This window comes from Escherichia sp. E2661, assembly GCF_004745185.1.
Classification (GTDB): domain Bacteria; phylum Pseudomonadota; class Gammaproteobacteria; order Enterobacterales; family Enterobacteriaceae; genus Escherichia.
This window is the reverse complement of the sequence record NZ_PDIG01000038.1, coordinates 109,385-130,675: the sequence shown is the minus strand read 5'-3', so window position 1 is coordinate 130,675 and position 21,291 is coordinate 109,385. Positions and strand designations below refer to the sequence as shown.

The following is a 21,291-nucleotide window of genomic DNA, read 5'->3' as shown; positions in this document are numbered from 1 at the left end:
ATTCACCATTTTTATGCGTTTTGCCCTAATATTTATTCTTCTGAACACGTTTTAAATACTGGATATCGATGGAAAAGAAACTGGGACTGAGCGCACTCACCGCGCTGGTATTAAGCTCAATGCTGGGCGCGGGTGTTTTCAGTCTGCCGCAAAATATGGCGGCGGTTGCCAGCCCGGCAGCACTGCTCATCGGCTGGGGTATTACTGGCGCTGGCATCTTATTGCTGGCCTTTGCCATGCTGATCCTGACACGCATTCGTCCCGACCTTGACGGCGGTATTTTTACCTATGCACGGGAAGGGTTTGGCGAGTTAATCGGCTTCTGCTCCGCATGGGGATACTGGCTATGTGCGGTTATCGCCAACGTCTCTTATTTGGTTATCGTCTTTTCCGCATTAAGTTTCTTCACCGATACGCCGGAACTACGCCTGTTTGGCGATGGTAACACCTGGCAATCGATCGTCGGTGCATCGGCATTGTTGTGGATTGTTCACTTTTTGATTCTGCGCGGCGTACAAACCGCCGCCAGCATTAACCTGGTGGCGACACTGGCAAAATTATTGCCGCTTGGTTTGTTTATTGTGCTGGCGATGATGATGTTCAAACTGAACACCTTCAAGCTCGACTTTACAGGCCTTGCGCTTGGCGTGCCGGTATGGGAACAGGTGAAAAACACCATGCTAATCACACTGTGGGTATTCATTGGTGTGGAAGGTGCGGTGGTTGTTTCTTCACGGGCGCGGAATAAACATGATGTTGGCAAAGCAACGCTTCTGGCGGTGCTTTCTGCACTGGGCGTTTATTTATTAGTCACGCTGCTTTCGCTGGGGGTGGTTGCTCGTCCTGAACTGGCTGAGATTCGTAACCCGTCTATGGCAGGTCTGATGGTGAAAATGATGGGGCCGTGGGGCGAGATTATCATCGCTGCCGGATTGATCGTTTCTGTTTGTGGCGCGTATTTAAGCTGGACCATTATGGCGGCAGAAGTCCCCTTCCTGGCAGCGACGCATAAGGCATTCCCGCGTATTTTTGCGCGCCAGAATGCACAAGCAGCGCCGTCTGCCTCGCTGTGGCTGACCAACATCTGCGTGCAAATTTGTCTGGTGCTGATTTGGCTGACGGGTTCCGATTACAACACGTTGCTGACCATCGCCTCAGAAATGATTCTGGTGCCCTATTTCCTGGTTGGCGCGTTCTTGTTGAAAATCGCTACTCGTCCGCTGCATAAAGCGGTAGGTGTCGGCGCCTGCATTTATGGCTTATGGTTATTATACGCTTCAGGCCCAATGCACCTGTTGTTGTCCGTCGTTCTGTATGCGCCAGGGCTGCTGGTTTTCCTGTACGCGCGTAAAACGCATACACATGATAATGTACTGAATCGTCAGGAAATGGTGCTGATTGGCATGCTGTTAATTGCCGCAGTTCCGGCCACCTGGATGCTGGTGGGATAACGTTCGTCCCATCGTATGCTTGCAAAGGAGATTAACGATGGGGAAAACCCAGCCCTTGCCAATATTAATCACTGGTGGAGGCCGTCGTATCGGCCTCGCTCTCGCCTGGCATTTCATTCATCAAAAGCAACCGGTGATTGTCAGCTATCGAACGCACTATCCTGCCATTGATGGACTGATTAATGCGGGTGCGCAGTGTATTCAGGCTGATTTTTCAACGAACGACGGCGTGATGGCGTTTGCCGATGAAGTGTTAAAAACCACCCACGGCCTGCGGGCCATTTTGCATAACGCCAGTGCGTGGATGGCAGAAAAACCAGGTACGCCACTGACTGATGTTCTGGCCTGCATGATGCAGATCCATGTTAATACCCCTTACCTGCTCAACCATGCGCTGGAAAGATTACTGCGCGGTCACGGACACGCTGCCAGCGATATCATTCACTTCACCGATTATGTGGTGGAGCGCGGAAGCGACAAACATATTGCCTATGCTGCAAGCAAAGCGGCACTGGATAATATGACCCGTTCGTTTGCCCGCAAACTGGCACCGGAAGTGAAAGTGAATTCTATTGCACCATCGCTGATCCTGTTTAACGAGCATGATGATGCCGAGTATCGCCAACAGGCGCTGAATAAATCACTGATGAAAACCGCGCCTGGAGAGAAAGAAGTTATCGACCTTGTCGATTACTTACTCACCAGTTGCTTTGTAACCGGGCGTAGTTTCCCGCTTGATGGCGGTCGTCATTTGCGTTAATGCAGTTTCATCCAGCAAATAATTAGCACCCATGCGCTTAGCCCCCAGCACGCAACAGAACCCACAAAAGCAGCGGGCAAGCGCATGATTCCGGTGAAATACCACAACGACGCCAGATAAACAAAATAGGGAATAATCGACCACATACTGAAAACGATTGTGGCGCGCAAAGCTTCAATGCCGCGTTCACTGACAACAATATAATGCGCGATGAGCGCAAAAGTCGGGAAAAGCGGGATCAGCCCGGCGATATAGTAATTTTTCGTTTTTGCTAATACACCAATCAACACCACCACCAGCGCACCAAGCGCGGCTTTGATTACCAGCCCCATTGTTTTACCTTAACACTTCCATAACAAGTCATCTGTAGAATACCCGATGCAACCTTGTTTAGAAACGATTGATAGTAAGTAAAATCAGCGCGGTGTATTGTGACGTTTTTATATCTGCCGTGAATAATATGAACACTATCGTATTTGTGGAAGATGACACAGAAGTTGGTTCACTGATTGCCGCGTACCTGGCAAAGCATGATATGCAGGTTACCGTGGAACCGCGCGGCGACCATGCCGAAGAGACAATTCTGCGGGAAAATCCGGATCTGGTGCTGCTCGATATCATGCTGCCTGGCAAAGACGGAATGTCCATCTGCCGCGATTTACGCGCAAAGTGGTCCGGGCCGATTGTTCTGCTGACCTCTCTCGATAGCGATATGAACCACATTCTGGCGCTGGAAATGGGCGCCTGCGACTATATTCTCAAAACAACGCCCCCGGCTGTTCTGTTGGCACGTTTACGTTTACATTTGCGTCAGAACGAACAAGCGACGCTGACCAAAGGTATTCAGGAAACGTCTCTGACACCTTACAAACCATTGCATTTCGGTACGTTAACTATCGACCCCATCAACCGCGTAGTGACACTTGCTAACCATGAGATTTCACTCTCGACGGCTGATTTTGAATTGCTATGGGAATTAGCCACCCATGCCGGACAAATTATGGACCGGGATGCGCTGCTGAAGAATTTACGCGGCGTCAGTTATGACGGGCTGGATCGTAGCGTGGATGTAGCTATTTCGCGGTTACGAAAAAAACTGCTCGATAACGCTGCCGAACCCTACCGCATTAAAACCGTGCGTAACAAAGGCTATCTTTTTGCGCCTCATGCGTGGGAATAAACGATGAAAAAACTGTTTATCCAGTTTTATCTTTTGCTGTTTGTCTGCTTTCTGGTGATGTCTCTACTGGTTGGACTGGTGTACAAATTTACCGCCGAACGTGCAGGCAAACAGTCGCTGGATGATTTGATGAACAGTTCGCTGTATCTGATGCGTAGCGAATTACGCGAGATCCCTCCACACGACTGGGGAAAAACGTTGAAAGAGATGGATTTAAATCTCTCTTTCGATCTGCGCGTCGAGCCGTTGAGTAAATATCATCTCGATAATAACGCCATGCACCGATTGCGTGGCGGAGAGATTGTTGCTCTGGATGATCAGTACACTTTTTTTACAGCGTATCCCGCGCAGCCACTACGTGCTTGCCGTGGGTCCCGTTCCTTATCTTTATTTCCTCCATCAAATGCGTTTGCTGGATATCGTGCTGATCGCCTTTATTGCCATCTCCCTCGCCTTTCCGGTGTTTATCTGGATGCGTCCGCACTGGAAAGACATGTTAAAACTGGAAGCGGCGGCGCAACGATTCGGCGATGGGCATCTCAATGAACGTATTCACTTTGATGATGGTTCAAGCTTTGAACGACTTGGCGTGGCGTTTAACCAGATGGCGGACAATATCAACGCGTTGATTGCCAGTAAAAAGCAGCTTATCGATGGCATTGCCCATGAACTGCGAACGCCATTAGTGCGCCTGCGCTATCGGCTGGAGATGAGCGACAACCTGAACGCCATAGAGTCCCAGGCCTTGAATCGCGATATCAGTCAACTGGAAGCCTTAATTGAAGAACTGCTGACTTATGCCCGGCTCGATCGCCCACAAAATGAACTGCATCTTAGCGAACCAGACCTGCCGTTGTGGCTGTCAACACATCTGCAAGATATTCAGGCCGTGACCCCCGACAAAACGGTACGGATAAAGACGATCACGCCAGGTAATTACGCGGCACTGGATATGCGCTTAATGGAGCGCGTGCTGGATAACTTACTCAACAACGCCCTGCGCTACTGCCATTCAACCGTTGAAACCAGCCTGCTACTGGCAGGAAACAGAGCAACATTGATTGTTGAAGATGATGGTCCGGGAATTGCGGCAGAAAATCGCGAGCATATCTTTGAACCCTTTGTTCGCCTCGATCCCAGCCGGGACCGTGCAACTGGTGGCTGTGGGCTGGGGCTGGCGATTGTCCACTCCATCGCTCTGGCAATGGGCGGCACGGTCAATTGTGACACTAGCGAACTGGGGGGCGCCCGCTTCTCGTTCAGCTGGCCACTGTGGCACAACATCCCGCAATTCACTTCTGCCTGACACCAAACGCACGGTGGTTAAGTTGTCGTCAATGTGCTATAAATAAAGTATGTTGTAACTAAAGTGGTAATTTTATGGCCCGTTACGATCTTGTTGACCGACTCAATACGACTTTTCGCCAGATGGAACAAGAACTGGCAGCGTTTGCCGCTGAACTTGAACAGCACAAGTTGCTGGTTGCCCGCGTGTTCTCGTTACCGGAGGTCAAAAAGGAGGATGAGCATAATCCGCTTAATCGCATTGAGGTTAAGCAACATCTCGGGAAAGAAGCGCAGGCGCTGGCACTGCGTCATTTCCGCCATTTGTTTATTCAACAACAGTCCGAAAATCGCAGCAGCAAGGCAGCTGTTCGTCTGCCTGGCGTGTTGTGCTATCAGGTCGATAACCTTTCACAAACGGCGCTGGCAAGTCATATACAGCGCATCAATCAACTTAAAACCACTTTCGAACATATCGTCACGGTTGAGTCAGAACTGCCTACGGCAGCGCGTTTTGAATGGGTACATCGTCATTTGCCGGGGCTGATTACCCTTAATGCTTATCGCACGCTCACCGTTCTGCACGACCCCGCCACTTTACGTTTTGGCTGGGCGAATAAACATATCATTAAAAATTTGCATCGTGATGAGGTGCTGGCGCAGTTGGAAAAGAGCCTGAAATCGCCACGTAGCGTTGCACCGTGGACGCGCGAGGAGTGGCAGGGAAAACTGGAACGCGAGTATCAGGATATTGCCGCCCTGCCACAGGACGCGAAGTTAAAAATCAAACGTCCGGTGAAGGTTCAGCCAATTGCCCGTGTCTGGTACAAGGGGGATCAAAAACAAGTTCAGCACGCCTGCCCGACACCGCTTATCGCGCTGATTAATCGGGATAATGGCGCAGGCATGCCAGACGTTGGTGAGCTGTTAAATTACGATGCCGACAATGTTCAGCATCGTTTTAAACCCCAGGCGCAGCCGCTTCGTTTGATCATTCCCCGGCTGCACCTGTATGTTGCAGATTAACGCCCTGCTTTCATACTGCCGACCATCTGTTCTGGTCGTACCCAGCTATCAAACTCAGCTTCGCTAAGATAGCCCAGCGCAAGGGCGGCAGCTTTTAAGGTCAGCCCTTCTTTATGCGCTTTTTTGGCGATCTCCGCAGCTTTGTCATAGCCAATATGGGTGTTTAGCGCGGTCACCAGCATCAGCGATTCATTGAGTAATTGGTTGATACGCTCGCGATTTGGCTCTATTCCCACCGCGCAGTGTTTGTTAAAACTTTCCATACCATCTGCCAGCAAGCGCACCGATTGCAGGAAATTGTGGATCACCATCGGACGGAAGACGTTCAGTTCGAAGTTACCAGAAGCGCCGCCGATGTTGATTGCCACGTCATTCCCCATCACCTGGCAGCAAAGCATGGTTAATGCTTCACACTGCGTTGGGTTCACTTTTCCCGGCATGATTGAGCTGCCCGGCTCGTTTTCCGGGATTGAGATTTCGCCAATGCCGCAACGCGGGCCAGAGGCCAGCCAGCGGACGTCATTGGCAATTTTCATCAGTGACGCCGCCAATCCTTTTAACGCACCGTGCGCCTGAACCAGCGCATCACAGGTCGCCAGTGCTTCAAATTTGTTCGGTGCGGTAACAAACGGCGCACAGGTAATGACCGAAAGCTCGTCCGCCACGCGACGGGCATACTCCGGATGGGTGTTCAGCCCCGTCCCTACTGCGGTCCCCCCCAGCGCCAGTTCCGCTACGTGAGGCAGGCTGTATTCGATATGTTTGAGGTTATGCTCCAGCATCGCTACCCAGCCGGAAATCTCCTGCCCTAAGGTCAGCGGCGTGGCGTCCTGCAAGTGGGTTCGACCGATTTTGACGATATCGGCAAATGCACGCGATTTTTCACTCAGCGTCTGTGTCAGGGTTTTAAGCTGCGGAATGAGTTGCTTGCGCAGCGCCAGCAGCGCCGCAACGTGCATCGCCGTCGGAAAGACATCATTGGAACTCTGGCTTTTGTTCACATCGTCGTTAGGGTGAACTTTACGCTCCATCCCGCGCACGCCGCCGAGCAGTTCACTCGCCCGATTGGCCAGCACTTCGTTCATATTCATATTGCTTTGCGTGCCGGAACCGGTCTGCCAGATTGCCAGCGGGAATTCGTCGTCATGCAGCCCCGCCAGTACTTCATCCGCCGCCTGCCGAATGGCACTCGCTTTCTCTTCAGACAGCAAGCCTAAATCTTCATTAACTTTTGCCGCTGCGCGCTTGGTTAGCGCCAGCGCATGAATCAGTGAGGTGGGCATTTTCTCCGTTGAAATGCGGAAATGCTCCAGCGAGCGTTGAGTTTGTGCGCCCCACAGCTTATCTGCCGGGACATCGATCGCACCCATCGAATCTTTTTCGCTGCGTACTGTTTTCATGGCCTGCTCCTCACCTGATTAATTTTTTCTTTCTGTTTTGCTTTCGTTAAGCAACTTTTAGCTCACTCATTATTTACTATTTGATAACAAATGTTTGGTATTTCGTGCCATGTAAAAAAGCCGCCCCGAAGGGCGGCTCTGCTTATTTCACGCAGCGGCTACACTGCGTGAGTTGTATCTGCTGGAAGAAGTCATTTCCTTTATCATCCACCAGGATAAACGCAGGGAAATCTTCCACTTCGATTTTCCAGATGGCTTCCATTCCCAGTTCCGGATATTCAACACATTCCAGACTCTTAATACTCCCCTGCGCCAGCACTGCCGCAGGGCCGCCGATACTGCCGAGATAGAAACCGCCATGTTTTTTACAGGCATCCGTCACCTGCTGGCTGCGGTTACCTTTCGCCAGCATGATCATGCTGCCGCCCTGCGCTTGCAGTTGATCGACGTAAGAATCCATACGTCCGGCAGTCGTTGGGCCAAGAGAACCGGAGGCATAACCTTCCGGCGTTTTGGCCGGACCCGCGTAGTAAATTGGATGATCTTTAATGTACTGCGGCAGCCCTTCGCCGTTATCCATCCGCTCTTTCAGTTTGGCATGAGCGATATCACGACCGACGATAATCGTGCCGTTAAGCGATAAGCGTGTAGAAACGGGATACTGCGACAACTGTGCGAGGATCTCTTTCATTGGACGGTTAAGGTCAACGCGTACCGCTTCGCCTTCTCCCGCTTTACGCAGTTCTTCAGGGATGTATTTGCCAGGATTATGTTCCAGTTTTTCGATCCAGATCCCCTGACAGTTAATCTTCGCTTTGATATTACGGTCAGCAGAACAAGAGACGCCCATACCAATCGGGCAGGATGCGCCGTGGCGTGGCAGGCGAATCACGCGAATGTCATGGGCGAAATATTTCCCGCCAAACTGCGCGCCCAGACCGAGATTTTGCGCTTCAATCAGCAATTCGTTTTCCAGTTCCACATCGCGGAACGCCTGACCGTGCTCGTTCCCTTCCGTTGGCAGTTCGTCATAGTATTTAGCGGAAGCCAGTTTCACCGTTTTAAGGTTAGTTTCCGCAGAAGTTCCGCCAATAACGAACGCAATATGATAAGGAGGACACGCCGCCGTACCCAGTGTGCGCATTTTCTCAACCAGGTAATTTTTCAGTTTCCCCGGCGTCAGTAACGCTTTGGTTTCCTGATAGAGATACGTCTTGTTTGCCGAACCGCCACCTTTGGCGATACAGAGGAATTTGTACTCGTCGCCATCAACGGCATAAAGATCGATCTGCGCTGGCAAGTTGGTGCCGGTATTCACCTCTTTATACATATCCAGCGGCGCGTTTTGCGAGTAGCGCAGATTATCTTCGATATAAGTGTTATAGACACCGCGCGCCAGCGCCGCTTCGTCGCCACCACCGGTCCATACACGCTGTCCTTTTTTACCAACGATAATCGCGGTGCCGGTGTCCTGGCAGGTTGGCAGAACGCCTTTTGCGGCGATATCGGAGTTTCGCAGGAATTGCAGTGCCACATACTTGTCGTTTTCGCTGGCTTCCGGGTCACGCAAAATATCGGCTACCTGCTGTTGATGGGCCGGACGCAGCATGAATGACGCATCATGAAACGCCTGACGCGCCAGAAGAGTTAACGCTTCTGGTGCAACTTTCAAAATCTCCTGCCCTTCAAATTCAGATACGCTGACATATTCGCTGGTCAGCAGGTAGTACTCGGTATCATCTTTTTTGAGTGGGAAAGGAGCCTGATAATGAAAGGGTTTGTTTGACATTGTTCTCTCACTTACTGCCTGGTTTGGTTATGCTTTGGGCGGGTGTTCCATTGCCCTGTTAAAAGCGAGTTACATTATCCTACACACTTTTTTAACAAAAACTGAGACTAGTACGACTTTTTGCGGCTCCAGGTTACTTCCCGTAGGATTCTTGCTTTAATAGCGGGATTAATTTCCACATTTAAACAGGGATTGATCATGCAAAAACTCATTAACTCAGTGCAAAACTATGCCTGGGGCAGCAAAACGGCGTTGACTGAACTTTATGGCATGGAAAATCCGTCCAGCCAGCCGATGGCCGAGTTGTGGATGGGCGCGCATCCAAAGAGCAGTTCACGTGTGCACGATGCCGCAGGAGATATCGTTTCACTGCGTGATGTGATTGAGAGTGATAAAGCGACTCTTTTGGGAGATGCCGTTGCCAAACGCTTTGGCGAGTTGCCTTTCCTGTTCAAAGTATTATGCGCAGCCCAGCCGCTCTCCATTCAGGTGCATCCAAACAAACGCAATTCTGAAATCGGTTTTGCCAAAGAAAATGCCGCCGGTATTCCGATGAATGCCGCCGAGCGTAACTATAAAGATCCTAATCACAAGCCTGAGCTGGTTTTCGCCCTGACCCCTTTCCTCGCGATGAACGCGTTTCGTGAGTTTTCCGACATTGTCTCCCTGCTTCAGCCCGTCGCGGGCGCACATCCGGCCATTGCTCACTTTTTGCAGCAGCCCAATGCCGAACGTTTAAGCGAACTGTTTGCCAGCCTGTTAAATATGCAGGGTGAAGAGAAATCCCGCGCGCTGGCGATTTTGAAATCGGCGCTCGACAGTCAGCAGGGCGAACCGTGGCAAACGATTCGTTTAATTTCTGAATTTTACCCGGATGACAGCGGTCTGTTCTCCCCGCTGTTGCTGAATGTCGTGAAATTGAATCCTGGCGAAGCGATGTTCCTGTTCGCTGAAACACCGCACGCTTACCTGCAAGGCGTGGCTCTGGAAGTGATGGCGAACTCCGATAACGTGCTGCGTGCGGGTCTGACGCCTAAATACATTGATATTCCAGAGCTGGTTGCCAACGTGAAGTTTGCAGCCAAACCGGCCAACCAGTTGTTGACCCAGCCGGTGAAACAAGGCTCAGAGCTGGACTTCCCGATTCCGGTGGATGATTTTGCCTTCTCGCTGCATGACCTTAGCGATCAAGAAACCACCATCAGCCAGCAGAGTGCCGCCATTTTGTTCTGCGTCGAGGGCGATGCAACGCTGTGTAAAGGTTCTCAGCAGTTACAGCTTAAACCGGGTGAATCAGCGTTTATTGCCGCCAACGAGTCACCGGTGACGGTCATAGGCCACGGCCGTTTAGCCCGTGTTTACAACAAGCTGTAAGAGCTTACTGAAAAAATTAACATCTCTTGCTAAGCTTATTAAAGGCTTATAACACCTTCAGGCGGCCAGTCCGCCTGATTTTATTTTATGGATAATCATTATGAATAAATCGCTGGTAGCGGTAGGCGTCATTGTTGCGCTCGGCGTAGTCTGGACAGGCGGCGCATGGTACACAGGCAAGAAGATTGAAACCCATCTCGAAGACATGGTCGCGCAGGCAAACGCGCAACTCAAACTGACAGCTCCTGAATCCAACCTGGAAGTAAGTTATCAAAACTATCATCGCGGCGTATTCAGCAGCCAGTTGCAACTGGTGGTGAAACCCATTGCCGGGAAAGAAAATCCGTGGATTAAAAGCGGTCAGAGCGTCATCTTCAACGAATCGGTTGATCATGGTCCCTTCCCCCTTGCCCAGCTTAAAAAACTGAACCTGATCCCGTCGATGGCATCAATTCAAACCACGCTGGTCAATAACGAAGTAAGCAAACCACTGTTTGATATGGCAAAAGGTGAAACGCCTTTTGAGATTAACTCCCGCATTGGTTACAGCGGTGATTCCAGTTCCGATATTTCACTCAAGCCACTGAATTACGAGCAAAAGGATGAAAAGGTCGCCTTTAGCGGCGGCGAGTTCCAGTTAAATGCTGACAGAGACGGCAAAGCCATCTCCCTGTCCGGGGAAGCACAAAGCGGTCGGGTGGATGCGGTTAATGAGTATAACCAGAAAGTACAGTTGACCTTTAATAATCTGAAAACTGACGGTTCCAGCACGCTGGCAAGTTTTGGTGAGCGCGTAGGAAACCAAAAAATGTCGCTGGAAAAAATGACCATTTCAGTGGAAGGCAAAGAACTGGCACTGCTGGAAGGCATGGAGATCAGCGGTAAATCGGATCTGGTCAATGACGGTAAAACGATCAATAGCCAACTGGATTACTCGCTAAATAGCCTGAAGGTTCAGAATCAGGATCTGGGCAGTGGCAAGCTGACCTTAAAAGTCGGCCAGATCGACGGTGAAGCCTGGCATCAGTTTAGCCAGCAGTATAACGCGCAAACTCAGGCGCTGCTGGCACAGCCAGAAATCGCCAACAATCCCGAACTTTATCAGGAGAAAGTGACGGAAGTCTTCTTTAGCGCCCTGCCGCTGATGTTGAAAGGCGATCCAGTGATTACTATCGCGCCACTAAGCTGGAAAAACAGTCAGGGTGAAAGTGCGCTGAATCTGTCGCTGTTCCTGAAAGATCCGGCAACGACTAAAGAAGCGCCGCAAACGCTGGCACAGGAAGTGGACCGCTCGGTCAAATCTCTGGATGCGAAACTGACCATTCCGGTGGATATGGCAACTGAGCTGATGACTCAGGTAGCGAAGCTGGAAGGATATCAGGAAGATCAAGCGAAAAAACTGGCGAAACAGCAAGTTGAAGGTGCGTCAGCAATGGGGCAGATGTTCCGTCTGACCACCTTGCAGGACAATACCATCACCACCAGCCTGCAATATGCTAACGGTCAGATCACGTTAAACGGACAGAAAATGTCGTTAGAAGATTTTGTTGGCATGTTTGCGATGCCTGCTCTTAACGTTCCGGCTGTACCGGCAATTCCGCAGCAGTAATTCACGGCCAAAACGCCGGAGAATTTTCACTCCGGCGTTTTTTTCTCACTTCAGCATAAAGTCATACTGGATACTCATTTTCACATCCCAGTAATTCAGGCGATCGCCCAGCGCACTGCCATCGCGCTTTTCCCGCCCTTTATCGGCAGCAAGAAAGAAATTCATCCCTTGTAGCGGCCCTTCGCTAACCCGATAGTTCACGCCACCTAAGATACCCGCGCCTTCAATCCGCACGTCTCGTTTACTGGATTCATAGCCGCGGGTCACAATCGGTGCAAATGTCAGCGTAAATTGCGGGGTTAAACGATAGTTGACGCCCAATTGCCAGGACTGCATTCCTTCGCGGTTACGATCAAGACTTAATGAAAAGGGATAGCCAATGTCGGTGTCCACTACGGCTCCATTCATCGCATGGCGCAAATAACCACCACTGCCAAATACGCTTCCCCACGGCGCGCTCCAGGTCAATTGTCCACTAACCAACGCCGTTTCATTGGGCTGGCTGGTATTACGACTTAGGCCTTCGAGTTGCGCATAAAAGCCGAGCAACTCCCCTTTCAACGTATAATTCGGGTCGAGCGGTATGCTTTTCTCGAGAATACTTTGTATCTGGTTGGAAACATCTTTCTGTACCGATGCTCCCAGAGAATAGCGACTGGTATCATCATGCCAACTGGCGGCTAAAAAAAGAACGTGAGCGATGTTTATCGTATTTTCCCGTCTGGCTGTTATAAACCCCTTCATCACGAATACCGGTTGTTGAATCGGTCCATAAAAATACTCGTGAACGCCACATTCCCCACAATTCAATATTTGGCGTTAAAGCCCAGTAACCTAATGCTCCTTCGGAAACAGTCGGCAATGTCCGTTGCGAACTGCCAGCAATTAACGGAATACGATAAGGTAAGCTGCCATAACTATAATCTGTTCCGAAGCGACCTAATTTAAGCAGGCTATTTTCACTTGGGTTTTATTTTTACTGCCCCCAGGGCAAAGCCAAAACTTTTATCACCATCAAGATACCAGCGGGTACTCATATCAGCACGAGCACCTAATTTATAAACATAATATGCCGCGCCTTCGACACCAATAATATTAGAATAATAGCCACTATTAAAATCAAGTAATCCTCCCTGTACCCACGCGTAAATGTCTCTTCCCGCGCCAGCACTAGGTTTGTCAGCCCTGCGTAATTCATTTTTCAGTCTGATGCGTAGTCCCGCTTCATCGTCAGCCAGTTGTGCAGCGTAAGCGGTGGTAAGGCCAGAGGCAGCCGTCAGGCAAATAACGGCCATGGCCACTATTTTTCTCATAGTTGCACCTTTGATGTTCTGATTATTTTTATGGGATATTAATTAGTGATATCGCTGATTAATTGCTGCTGCATTTGTTTGCGATTATCAATTTCAACTACGATTTCTTTGAATTTTTTATCCGTGAGCGGATAAAACCAGATTATTATAAATGCCAGTAGCATAAACCCGCAGGGTACTAAGGCAATTGATGTGCGGATCCCCATAATAACTTCCGGTGTTTGCACCTGATTGGCAATATATCCGCTTAATCCCAAAATAAAGGCGGGAATTGATCCTCCTATTGCCTGGCCGCATTTGCGCGTAAATGAGAATAGCGAATAGGTAAGTCCTTCAATCCGCACACCAGTCAGGTATTCACCATATTCTACGGTATCGGCTTCCAGCGCCCACATCACCGTCATGGTAACGCCCTGACCAATTGAGGCAATGGCTAACGCAACCAGTGCCACCGGCAGCGACCAGACGGATACCCAGAAGAACAGCAGGTAACCACAAGTCCCCAGCAGCGCGCCAATCAGGAAGGTATTCTTTTTACCGATCCTGGCGACCATCCCCGGCACCAGCGGTGCCGACGCCACTGTACCGACCAGGTTCTGTACCAGCACTAACACCGTGAACAATCCTGCATCATTCAAAACGTAGCGTACGTAAAATAACGATGAGGCACTGACCGCGAAGGTCGAGATCAGCACACACAGCGCCCCAATGCACAACATAAACAGCGGGCGATTACGTTTCAGCGTTTGCAGACTGATCTTCAACGAAGGCTGCGCCACAATACGCACCACATTTTCACGCGTCGATTTGAAGCAGATGAAGTAAAGCAGCATTCCGGCAATCGCCAGCACAATCGTCCAGAAATGGTATACCGACACCATCTCCTCCGGGCTGGAGTTCTTAATGCTCGGTCCTATCAGAAATGCCAGGCAGACAAAGGTCAATGAAGCAGCAATCCCGCGAGCCGCGCCCAGACGGGCGCGGGATTGTGGTTGTTGGGTCATCGCGGTAGCAAGTGAACCATAAGGAATATTCACCAGGCTGTAGCAAAGCCCGAGGCCCATGTAGGTCAAATATGCATACACCACTTTGCTGCTATGGCTCCAGTCGGTCGGCACCCAGAATACCAGCACGCTGAAGATCATTAACGGCGCAGTACCGAAGAGTAAAAACGGGCGGAATTTTCCCCAGCGGGTATTCACACTGTCCACCACTCGTCCGGCGAGGACGTCGGCGAAGGCATCAAATACCCGCACCAGTAACAGCATAGTGCCCGCCGCAGCGGCACCGACGCCTGCGACGTCGGTGTAGTAACTCAACAAGAAGAGCGCCCCCATTGCGAAGGCGAAGTTATTGGCGACGTCACCGAGGCTGTAGCCGACGATGGTGCGCCAGGAGAGTTGTTGATTCATTGTTTGCCTCCCTGCTGCGGTTTTTCACCGAAATTCATGCCAGTCCAGCGTTTTTGCAGCAGGAAAGCCGCCGATTTCGGTTTGCGGTCGCGGGTGAAGATCCCTTTCTTGTTGCCGCCAACGCGCATAATGCCCTGCGAGGTCGCAAAATCAGCGAAGTTCCATACCTGTTCACCGACGACGGCGCTGACGCGATCAAAGACGCGGTGATACATATCCAGCCATGCGCACTGATACTCTTCACTCCACATGTCGGTGTACATCGAGTGCAGACCCGCTAACGTATCCACGCCGTATTCGGTGATGATAATCGGCTGATGCAGTTTCTCCTGCCAGGCAAGCAGTTCTTTTTCCAGTACCTTCTCTGCCGTTTCCAAATCGCCGCTTTGGACATACCAACCGTAATAACGATTCAGGCACAGCACATCAAAGAGATCGCTGATGGTATCGGTGTGAGCGTCGCAGAACATTACATTGACGCAGGTGATCGGTCGCGTCGGGTCCAGTTTACGCGTTGCCTCCGCCAGTGGTGCGAAATATTCCCGTGCACCTTGCGGGCGAGTATCCGGTTCGTTGGCAATGCTCCACATCACCACGCTGGGGTGGTTTTTGTCACGCGCAATCAGTTCGTTAATCGCCTGTAAGTGCGCCTGCTGAGTCTCCCCGTTGACTGCCTCTTCGCTGTAGAGTTCTTTTGGCTTGTTACCCGCTTCAAATCCAATGCCTAAAGAGAGGTTAAAGCCGACGGCAGCAGTTTCATCAATCACCACAATGCCATTTTCATCAGCCCAGTCGAGCATCTCTTCAGCGTAAGGGTAATGCGAGGTACGGTAAGAGTTGGCACCAATCCAGTCCATCAATGCGTGATCGTGCACCATCAGCACGTTATCGAACCCTTTACCGCGTAAATCCGCATCTTCATGACGACCAAAACCAGTGAAGTAGAACGGTTTGTGGTTGATCAGGAACTGTTCGCCCTTCACTGCCACTGACCGGATACCGACGCGCAGCGGGTAGATATCACACTCTGTCTGGCTTTTGGCTGTGACGCACAGTTCATAGAGATAACCTTCACCCGGTTGCCAGAGGTGCGGATTCACCACTTGCAAAGTCCCGCTGTTGCCTTGTCCAGTCGCAACAACCTGTTGATCCGCATCACGCAGTTCAACGCTGACATCACCATTTGCCACCACCTGCCAGTCAATAGACGCGTGGTTACAGTCTTGCGCGACATGCGTCACCACGGTGATATCGCCCACCCAGGTGTTCGGTGTGGTGTAGAGCATTACGCTGCGATGGATCCCGGCGTAGTTAAAGAAATCATGGAAGTAAGACTGCTTTTTCTTGCCGTTTTCGTCGGTAATCACCATTCCCGGCGGGATAGTCTGCCAGTTCAGTTCGTTGTTCACACAAACGGTAATACGTACACTTTTCCCGGCAATAACATATGGCGTGACATCGGCTTCAAACGGCGTATAGCCGCCCTGATGCTCCATCACTTCCTGATTATTTACCCACACTTTGCCGTAATGAGTGACCGCATCGAAACGCAGGACGATACGCTGCCCCGTCCAACCTTTCGGTATAAAGACTTCGCGCTGATACCAGACGTTGCCCACATAATTACGAATATCTGCATCGGCGAACTGATCGTTAAAACTGCCAGGCACAGCAATTGCCCGGCTTTCTTGTAATGCGCTTTCCCACCAACGCTGAGAGATTCCACAGTTTTCCCGATCCAGGCTGAATGCCCACAGGCCGTCGAGTTTTTTGATTTCACGAGTTGGGGTTTCTACAGGACGTAACATAAGGGACTCCTCATTAAGATAAAAATACTGGTCAACCTTTAATCTGATTAGTTAACCAATTCTGTGTTGCACACAGTTATCTGTGAGAAACCCATGGAAGAGAAATGGAAATAAAAAAGAACTGACACCGCGATCAAAAAACCAAAAACTGCAATACCCACAGCGTGATATGGATCGCATTAATCTTTAAAACAGCGTTGACAGAAGACACAAAATAAGCAACCGAACGCTCGTTCGACTACTTATAAAGCGATAAATTCCCATGACATATGGTTTCGGCGAATGTTTTAGTGGGATTTTTCGACCAGGGGAGAACGTTTTTTGTTCAGCCGTGTTGAGACATTGAACGCGGGCACTCTCTTCACCGGCCCGCGGAAAGTGAGGATCAGGATGCGGTCAAGATACCGCCAATCATCGCGCGCAGCCCCTGGGCAAATAACGCTTCTCGCGCCAGGTCTTCCGCTTCGATATCGGCCAGCACGCCATAGGTCAGATCCAGCAGTAAACGAGAGGTCATTGCCGTGTTAATGTCAGGGCTTATCTCGCCTTTTTGCTGGGCATCCCTCATGCGCTGGGCAATACATTCCGTGATGGTCAGATGTTTATTCTTAAGCATGGTGGCAACCTGTGGATTGCGCATCCCTTCTGCCATAATTTCGACCACCAGCGCTCGTTGTCCAAAGGCTTCATGGGTGAGAGAGACTATCGACTCGACCATATAGTCAACGAAATGGATCCCTTCAATCGGTTCCCGGAAGCGGGCCAACGCCCTCTCCTGGTCCTGGAGAATAATCGCCTGAATCAAGGCTTCTTTCGAAATAAAGTGGTGATAAAGCGTCCCGGGACTGATAGCGCAGGATTTACAGATGGCTTTCATTGAGGCACTGTGAAATCCATTTTCTGAAAAAATCTCTCTGGCAGCATTGAGGATCCGGGTCCGTGTCGGTTGTGCTTCAGTTTGCATGTTATCCATCGTTAAACCAATATAGTTAGCATGAATAACTAGTTTACCGCGTTGTCCGGTGAGCGCCTATCATTGCAGTTGAATTGTGCGAAGGTACACCCGTTTCGTTTACTATTTGCACGACAATTGGTCAACCAGCAGGCGGAATTTGGCTACCAGTTATCTGGCGGAGGTTTTCCCTACTCTACACGCGGTGTCGGTAAACAACACTCACTCGGTTGTTTACCGACCTGTTAGCGTATTAATTCAGTTCCTGTACACCACCGCCGGAGACGGTGAGTATTTGCCCGCTTATCCAGCTGGCAGCTGGTGAACAGAGGAATAGCGCCGCGTTGGCAATATCTTGCGGTTGGCCCAGACGCCTGATTGGCGTGTGCTGCAACATTTTCTGTTCAATTTCTGGTGTAATAACGGATTTCAGGGCATCAGTTAATATTGCCCCAGGCGCTATGCCATTCACCCGAATATTTTTTTCACCCAGGTCAAACGCCATATTCCTGACCAGATGGCTGGCCGCCGCTTTAGATGACGCATAGGAGGTCATGTTTTTATTTTTATTTTCTGCCGCCATAGATGTGATGGTCAAAATAACGCCTCCGCCATTTTTTTCCATTTCAGGCGCAATGAGTTGTGACAGACGGAAAAAAGAAAACACATTCAGTTCATAAGCGCGGCGGAAATCCGCCATTGGCATATCAAACGGTTTAGGACCACCACCACCAGCATTGTTAGCCAGAATATCAACTTTGCCCAGCTTACTGATGGCAAAGCCTGCCAGAGCAGATAACTCCTGTTCGGAAGTAATATCACAGCGCCAGGCAAATGCCTGCCCACCCAGTTGTTGAATTTCATCTACAACATGATTAGCTGCATCGGCGTTAATATCACTGACCACCACAGATGCGCCAGCTGTCGCGAATGTAATGGCGATTTCTTTACCAATACCTGCACCCGCACCTGTGATGATGGCGCATTTTCCGTCGAGTCTCAGGTTGTCAGAATTAAACACATAAACCTCCTGTGAACTTCAGTAAAAATAAAAGGCACCGCCTGTGTGCCACATTTTTTATCATTAACTTTGAGGAAAGGACACTACCAGGTATAGCAGATAAAGAGAGGATTATTTCGCCGCAATGAGCCGGGCAGGAATAATAAGATTACGTGAATGCGTCTCTTCATGAGTAATTTTTTGCATCATGCGATCCGCAAGTGTCGTACCAAGTTCCCGCGCAGGCGTGCTGGCCCAGGTAACGGGTATATCATCAAGTGCAGTTGGCGTCGCATCGGTAAATGCCGCCAGTGAAACCTGTTGTTCAAAGTAACGATCGACGCCACTTTCGCCACTTTGCCGCCCTGCTTTCAGCAAACCAAACCATGCCCCCATCGCAATAGTTTCGTTGTAACAAACCACGGCGCTGATGGTCGGGTTATGGCGCAAAAGCGCCGTAATGGCTTCCGCAGCTTGCTTCTGACTCGAGGCACACTCCAGTACCCAATCACTGTGAAATGGCAGGCTGAATTTTAATAGTGTCGCGCAATAGCCACCCACTCGTTCCGCACGGGTTAAAGAGGAGCTTTGCCCTCCCAGCCAGGCAATACGCTGGTGTCCATTGCGAATGAGATGCTCTGTCAATAACTGCGCTGCCTGCATGTTATCCGGGCGAACAGTATCAACATCATCAAGATAGCTGGCGCGGGAAGCGAAAATCACCGGGATACCTTTTTCTTCTGCCATGCGCCGCAGGTCATCACTGCTCCCTGCCGCACCGGCAATGACGACACCATCGACGCCCTGGTTCAGTAGCAGTGAAAAGCGCTGAGTCAGTTGCTCGCCGTCTTTACCGCCGTGGAGCAAAAAAACCATTCGCCCCTGCGCTTCCAGTGCCTCCGTCAGCCCGGCTGTTAATTCAGCGTAAAACGGCGCCGACAAGTCACGCACAATTAAGCCAACCACACCACTCTGCCCGCCGCGTAGTGCCGACGCCTGGCGATTGCGCACAAACCCCAGTTCTTCAATGGCGGCGTTAACACGTTCTCCTGTGGCGGTAGAGATTCGCCCTTTGCCACTAAGCACCAGCGAAACGGTACTGACCGACACGCCCGCAGCGAGCGCAACATCATGAATGGTGATTTTTTGGCGGTAGCCATGCAGATGACCTACTCCCTGATTATGTGACAGATAAAAACGTTTTACCTTTTATTTATCTTATACCCGCTATTATCGTTGCGTAATGTGATTTATGCCTCACTAAAATTTGATAAAAACGTTTTTATCTTCTCGCGCAATTTATTGAATCCAGATTGTTCTCTACGAGGAGTCGTTTTATGACGGCGAAAGCAGCACCGAAAGTCACGCTGTGGGAATTCTTCCAGCAGTTAGGCAAAACCTTTATGTTACCTGTCGCATTACTGTCGTTCTGCGGCATTATGTTGGGGATTGGCAGTTCCCTTAGTAGCCACGATGTCATCACACTGATCCCGGCATTGGGTAACCCTGTGTTGCAGGCCATCTTTACCTGGATGAGCAAGGTTGGTTCGTTCGCGTTTAGTTTCCTGCCAGTGATGTTCTGTATCGCCATCCCGCTGGGTCTGGCGCGCGAAAACAAAGGCGTCGCGGCGTTCGCTGGTTTTGTTGGTTACGCAGTGATGAACCTGGCGGTGAACTTCTGGTTGACCAATAAAGGCATTCTGCCGACCACCGATGCTGCCGTGCTGAAAGCCAATAATATCCAGAGCATTCTTGGGATCCAGTCGATCGACACCGGGATCCTCGGTGCAGTGATCGCCGGTATTATCGTCTGGATGTTACATGAACGTTTCCATAATATCCGCCTGCCAGATGCGCTGGCATTCTTCGGCGGTACGCGCTTCGTACCAATCATCTCCTCGCTGGTGATGGGCCTTGTCGGTCTGGTGATTCCATTGGTCTGGCCGATCTTCGCCCTGGGCATTAGCGGCTTAGGCCATATGATTAACAGCGCGGGTGATTTCGGACCTATGCTGTTTGGTACCGGTGAACGTCTGCTGCTGCCGTTTGGTCTGCATCACATTCTGGTGGCATTAATTCGCTTTACTGACGCAGGCGGCACGCAGGAAGTCTGCGGTCAAACCGTCAGCGGCGCACTAACCATATTCCAGGCGCAATTGAGTTGCCCGACCACTCACGGTTTCTCTGAAAGCGCCACGCGCTTCCTCTCGCAGGGCAAAATGCCTGCATTCCTCGGTGGTCTGCCAGGTGCAGCGTTAGCGATGTATCACTGTGCGCGCCCGGAAAATCGCCATAAAATTAAAGGCCTGCTGATTTCTGGCCTGATCGCCTGTGTCGTTGGCGGCACTACCGAACCGCTGGAATTCCTGTTCCTGTTCGTAGCGCCAGTTCTGTACGTCATCCACGCGCTGTTAACCGGCCTCGGCTTCACCGTCATGTCTGTGCTCGGTGTCACCATCGGTAATACCGACGGCAATATCATCGACTTTGTGGTGTTCGGTATTCTGCATGGCCTGTCAACCAAGTGGTACATGGTGCCAGTGGTGGCGGCAATCTGGTTTGTTGTTTACTACGTCATCTTCCGTTTCGCTATTACCCGCTTCAATTTGAAAACCCCTGGCCGCGATAGCGAAATTGCCAGCTCAATCGAAAAAGCCGTTGCCGGTACGCCGGGTAAATCAGGTTACAACGTTCCGGCAATCCTCGAAGCCTTAGGCGGTGCCGACAATATTGTCAGCCTCGATAACTGCATTACTCGTCTGCGTTTGTCAGTGAAAGATATGTCCCTTGTTAATGTGCAGGCACTGAAGGACAATCGGGCAATTGGCGTAGTACAACTTAATCAACATAACCTGCAGGTTGTGATCGGGCCGCAAGTTCAGTCAGTCAAAGATGAAATGGCCGGTCTGATGCGCACTGTTCAGGCATAAGGA

Annotated in this window: 15 protein-coding genes and 2 pseudogenes; 8 read left to right on the top strand and 9 right to left on the bottom strand. The window is 50.6% G+C overall.

The window, feature by feature from the left end; all coding sequences use genetic code 11:
- The first annotated feature begins 68 nt into the window (after positions 1 to 68).
- Both CRI63_RS21400 and folM read left to right on the top strand, forming a co-directional pair.
- Complete coding sequence (locus CRI63_RS21400) at positions 69 to 1,451, top strand: amino acid permease (RefSeq protein ID WP_135520716.1); 1,383 nt, start codon at positions 69 to 71, stop codon at positions 1,449 to 1,451.
- A gap of 37 nt (positions 1,452 to 1,488) precedes the next feature.
- A complete protein-coding gene (folM, locus tag CRI63_RS21395) occupies positions 1,489 to 2,211 on the top strand; it encodes a dihydromonapterin reductase (RefSeq protein WP_135405877.1) in 723 nt (240 codons plus the stop codon).
- On the opposite strand, the gene CRI63_RS21390 is transcribed toward folM, so the two are convergent.
- The gene (locus CRI63_RS21390) at positions 2,208 to 2,543 is read right to left on the bottom strand and encodes a GlpM family protein (protein ID WP_130209323.1); all 336 of its coding nucleotides are present in this window, start codon (positions 2,541 to 2,543) and stop codon (positions 2,208 to 2,210) included. The two genes, folM and CRI63_RS21390, sit on opposite strands and share 4 nt — an antisense overlap.
- 128 nt (positions 2,544 to 2,671) lie before the next feature.
- Between CRI63_RS21390 and rstA the strand changes: the two genes are divergently transcribed.
- The 3 genes and pseudogenes from rstA to tus all read left to right on the top strand — a co-directional run bounded on the left by rstA (position 2,672) and on the right by tus (position 5,701).
- On the top strand, positions 2,672 to 3,391 hold the full coding sequence (gene rstA, locus CRI63_RS21385) for a two-component system response regulator RstA (RefSeq protein WP_130209325.1): 720 nt from the start codon (positions 2,672 to 2,674) through the stop codon (positions 3,389 to 3,391).
- Positions 3,392 to 3,394: 3 nt separating this feature from the next.
- Positions 3,395 to 4,697 (top strand): annotated as a pseudogene (rstB, locus tag CRI63_RS21380) (two-component system sensor histidine kinase RstB).
- A 74-nt stretch (positions 4,698 to 4,771) separates the two neighbouring features.
- Entirely contained in the window at positions 4,772 to 5,701 is a 930-nt protein-coding gene (gene tus / locus CRI63_RS21375) for a DNA replication terminus site-binding protein (RefSeq protein ID WP_130219049.1), read from the top strand.
- Here tus and fumC read toward each other — a convergent pair.
- Both fumC and fumB read right to left on the bottom strand, forming a co-directional pair.
- Entirely contained in the window at positions 5,698 to 7,101 is a 1,404-nt protein-coding gene (gene fumC / locus CRI63_RS21370; protein ID WP_135405875.1) for a class II fumarate hydratase, read from the bottom strand. The genes tus and fumC overlap by 4 nt on opposite strands.
- 142 nt (positions 7,102 to 7,243) lie before the next feature.
- A complete protein-coding gene (fumB, locus tag CRI63_RS21365) occupies positions 7,244 to 8,890 on the bottom strand; it encodes a class I fumarate hydratase (RefSeq protein ID WP_135520714.1) in 1,647 nt (548 codons plus the stop codon).
- A gap of 198 nt (positions 8,891 to 9,088) precedes the next feature.
- Here fumB and manA point away from each other — a divergent pair, with 198 nt between their 5' ends.
- Together manA and CRI63_RS21355 are read left to right on the top strand one after the other, a co-directional pair.
- Positions 9,089 to 10,264 (top strand): mannose-6-phosphate isomerase, encoded by a 1,176-nt coding sequence (gene manA / locus CRI63_RS21360; RefSeq protein ID WP_135520712.1) that lies wholly within the window; start codon positions 9,089 to 9,091, stop codon positions 10,262 to 10,264.
- Between the two features lie 100 nt (positions 10,265 to 10,364).
- Positions 10,365 to 11,873, top strand: coding sequence for a YdgA family protein (locus CRI63_RS21355; RefSeq protein WP_135520710.1), 1,509 nt, complete (start codon positions 10,365 to 10,367; stop codon positions 11,871 to 11,873).
- A 45-nt stretch (positions 11,874 to 11,918) separates the two neighbouring features.
- Here the strand turns inward: CRI63_RS21355 and uidC are convergent.
- The 6 genes and pseudogenes from uidC to malI all read right to left on the bottom strand — a co-directional run bounded on the left by uidC (position 11,919) and on the right by malI (position 19,522).
- Positions 11,919 to 13,186, bottom strand: a pseudogene (uidC, locus tag CRI63_RS21350) (glucuronide uptake porin UidC).
- 38 nt (positions 13,187 to 13,224) lie between these two features.
- Complete coding sequence (uidB, locus tag CRI63_RS21345) at positions 13,225 to 14,598, bottom strand: glucuronide transporter (protein ID WP_135405871.1); 1,374 nt, start codon at positions 14,596 to 14,598, stop codon at positions 13,225 to 13,227.
- Positions 14,595 to 16,406 (bottom strand): beta-glucuronidase, encoded by a 1,812-nt coding sequence (gene uidA / locus CRI63_RS21340; protein ID WP_135520708.1) that lies wholly within the window; start codon positions 16,404 to 16,406, stop codon positions 14,595 to 14,597. The genes uidB and uidA overlap by 4 nt, the downstream gene beginning before the upstream one ends.
- A gap of 385 nt (positions 16,407 to 16,791) precedes the next feature.
- A complete protein-coding gene (uidR, locus tag CRI63_RS21335; RefSeq protein ID WP_130209345.1) occupies positions 16,792 to 17,379 on the bottom strand; it encodes a DNA-binding transcriptional regulator UidR in 588 nt (195 codons plus the stop codon).
- A gap of 232 nt (positions 17,380 to 17,611) precedes the next feature.
- A complete protein-coding gene (gene hdhA / locus CRI63_RS21330; RefSeq protein WP_135520706.1) occupies positions 17,612 to 18,379 on the bottom strand; it encodes a 7-alpha-hydroxysteroid dehydrogenase in 768 nt (255 codons plus the stop codon).
- 111 nt (positions 18,380 to 18,490) lie between these two features.
- The gene (gene malI / locus CRI63_RS21325) at positions 18,491 to 19,522 is read right to left on the bottom strand and encodes a mal regulon transcriptional regulator MalI (protein ID WP_135520704.1); all 1,032 of its coding nucleotides are present in this window, start codon (positions 19,520 to 19,522) and stop codon (positions 18,491 to 18,493) included.
- A 173-nt stretch (positions 19,523 to 19,695) separates the two neighbouring features.
- On the opposite strand from malI, the gene malX reads away from it, so the two are divergent.
- Positions 19,696 to 21,288, top strand: a complete 1,593-nt coding sequence (gene malX, locus CRI63_RS21320) for a PTS maltose transporter subunit IICB (protein ID WP_130219031.1) — start codon at positions 19,696 to 19,698, stop codon at positions 21,286 to 21,288.
- Positions 21,289 to 21,291 lie beyond the last annotated feature (3 nt).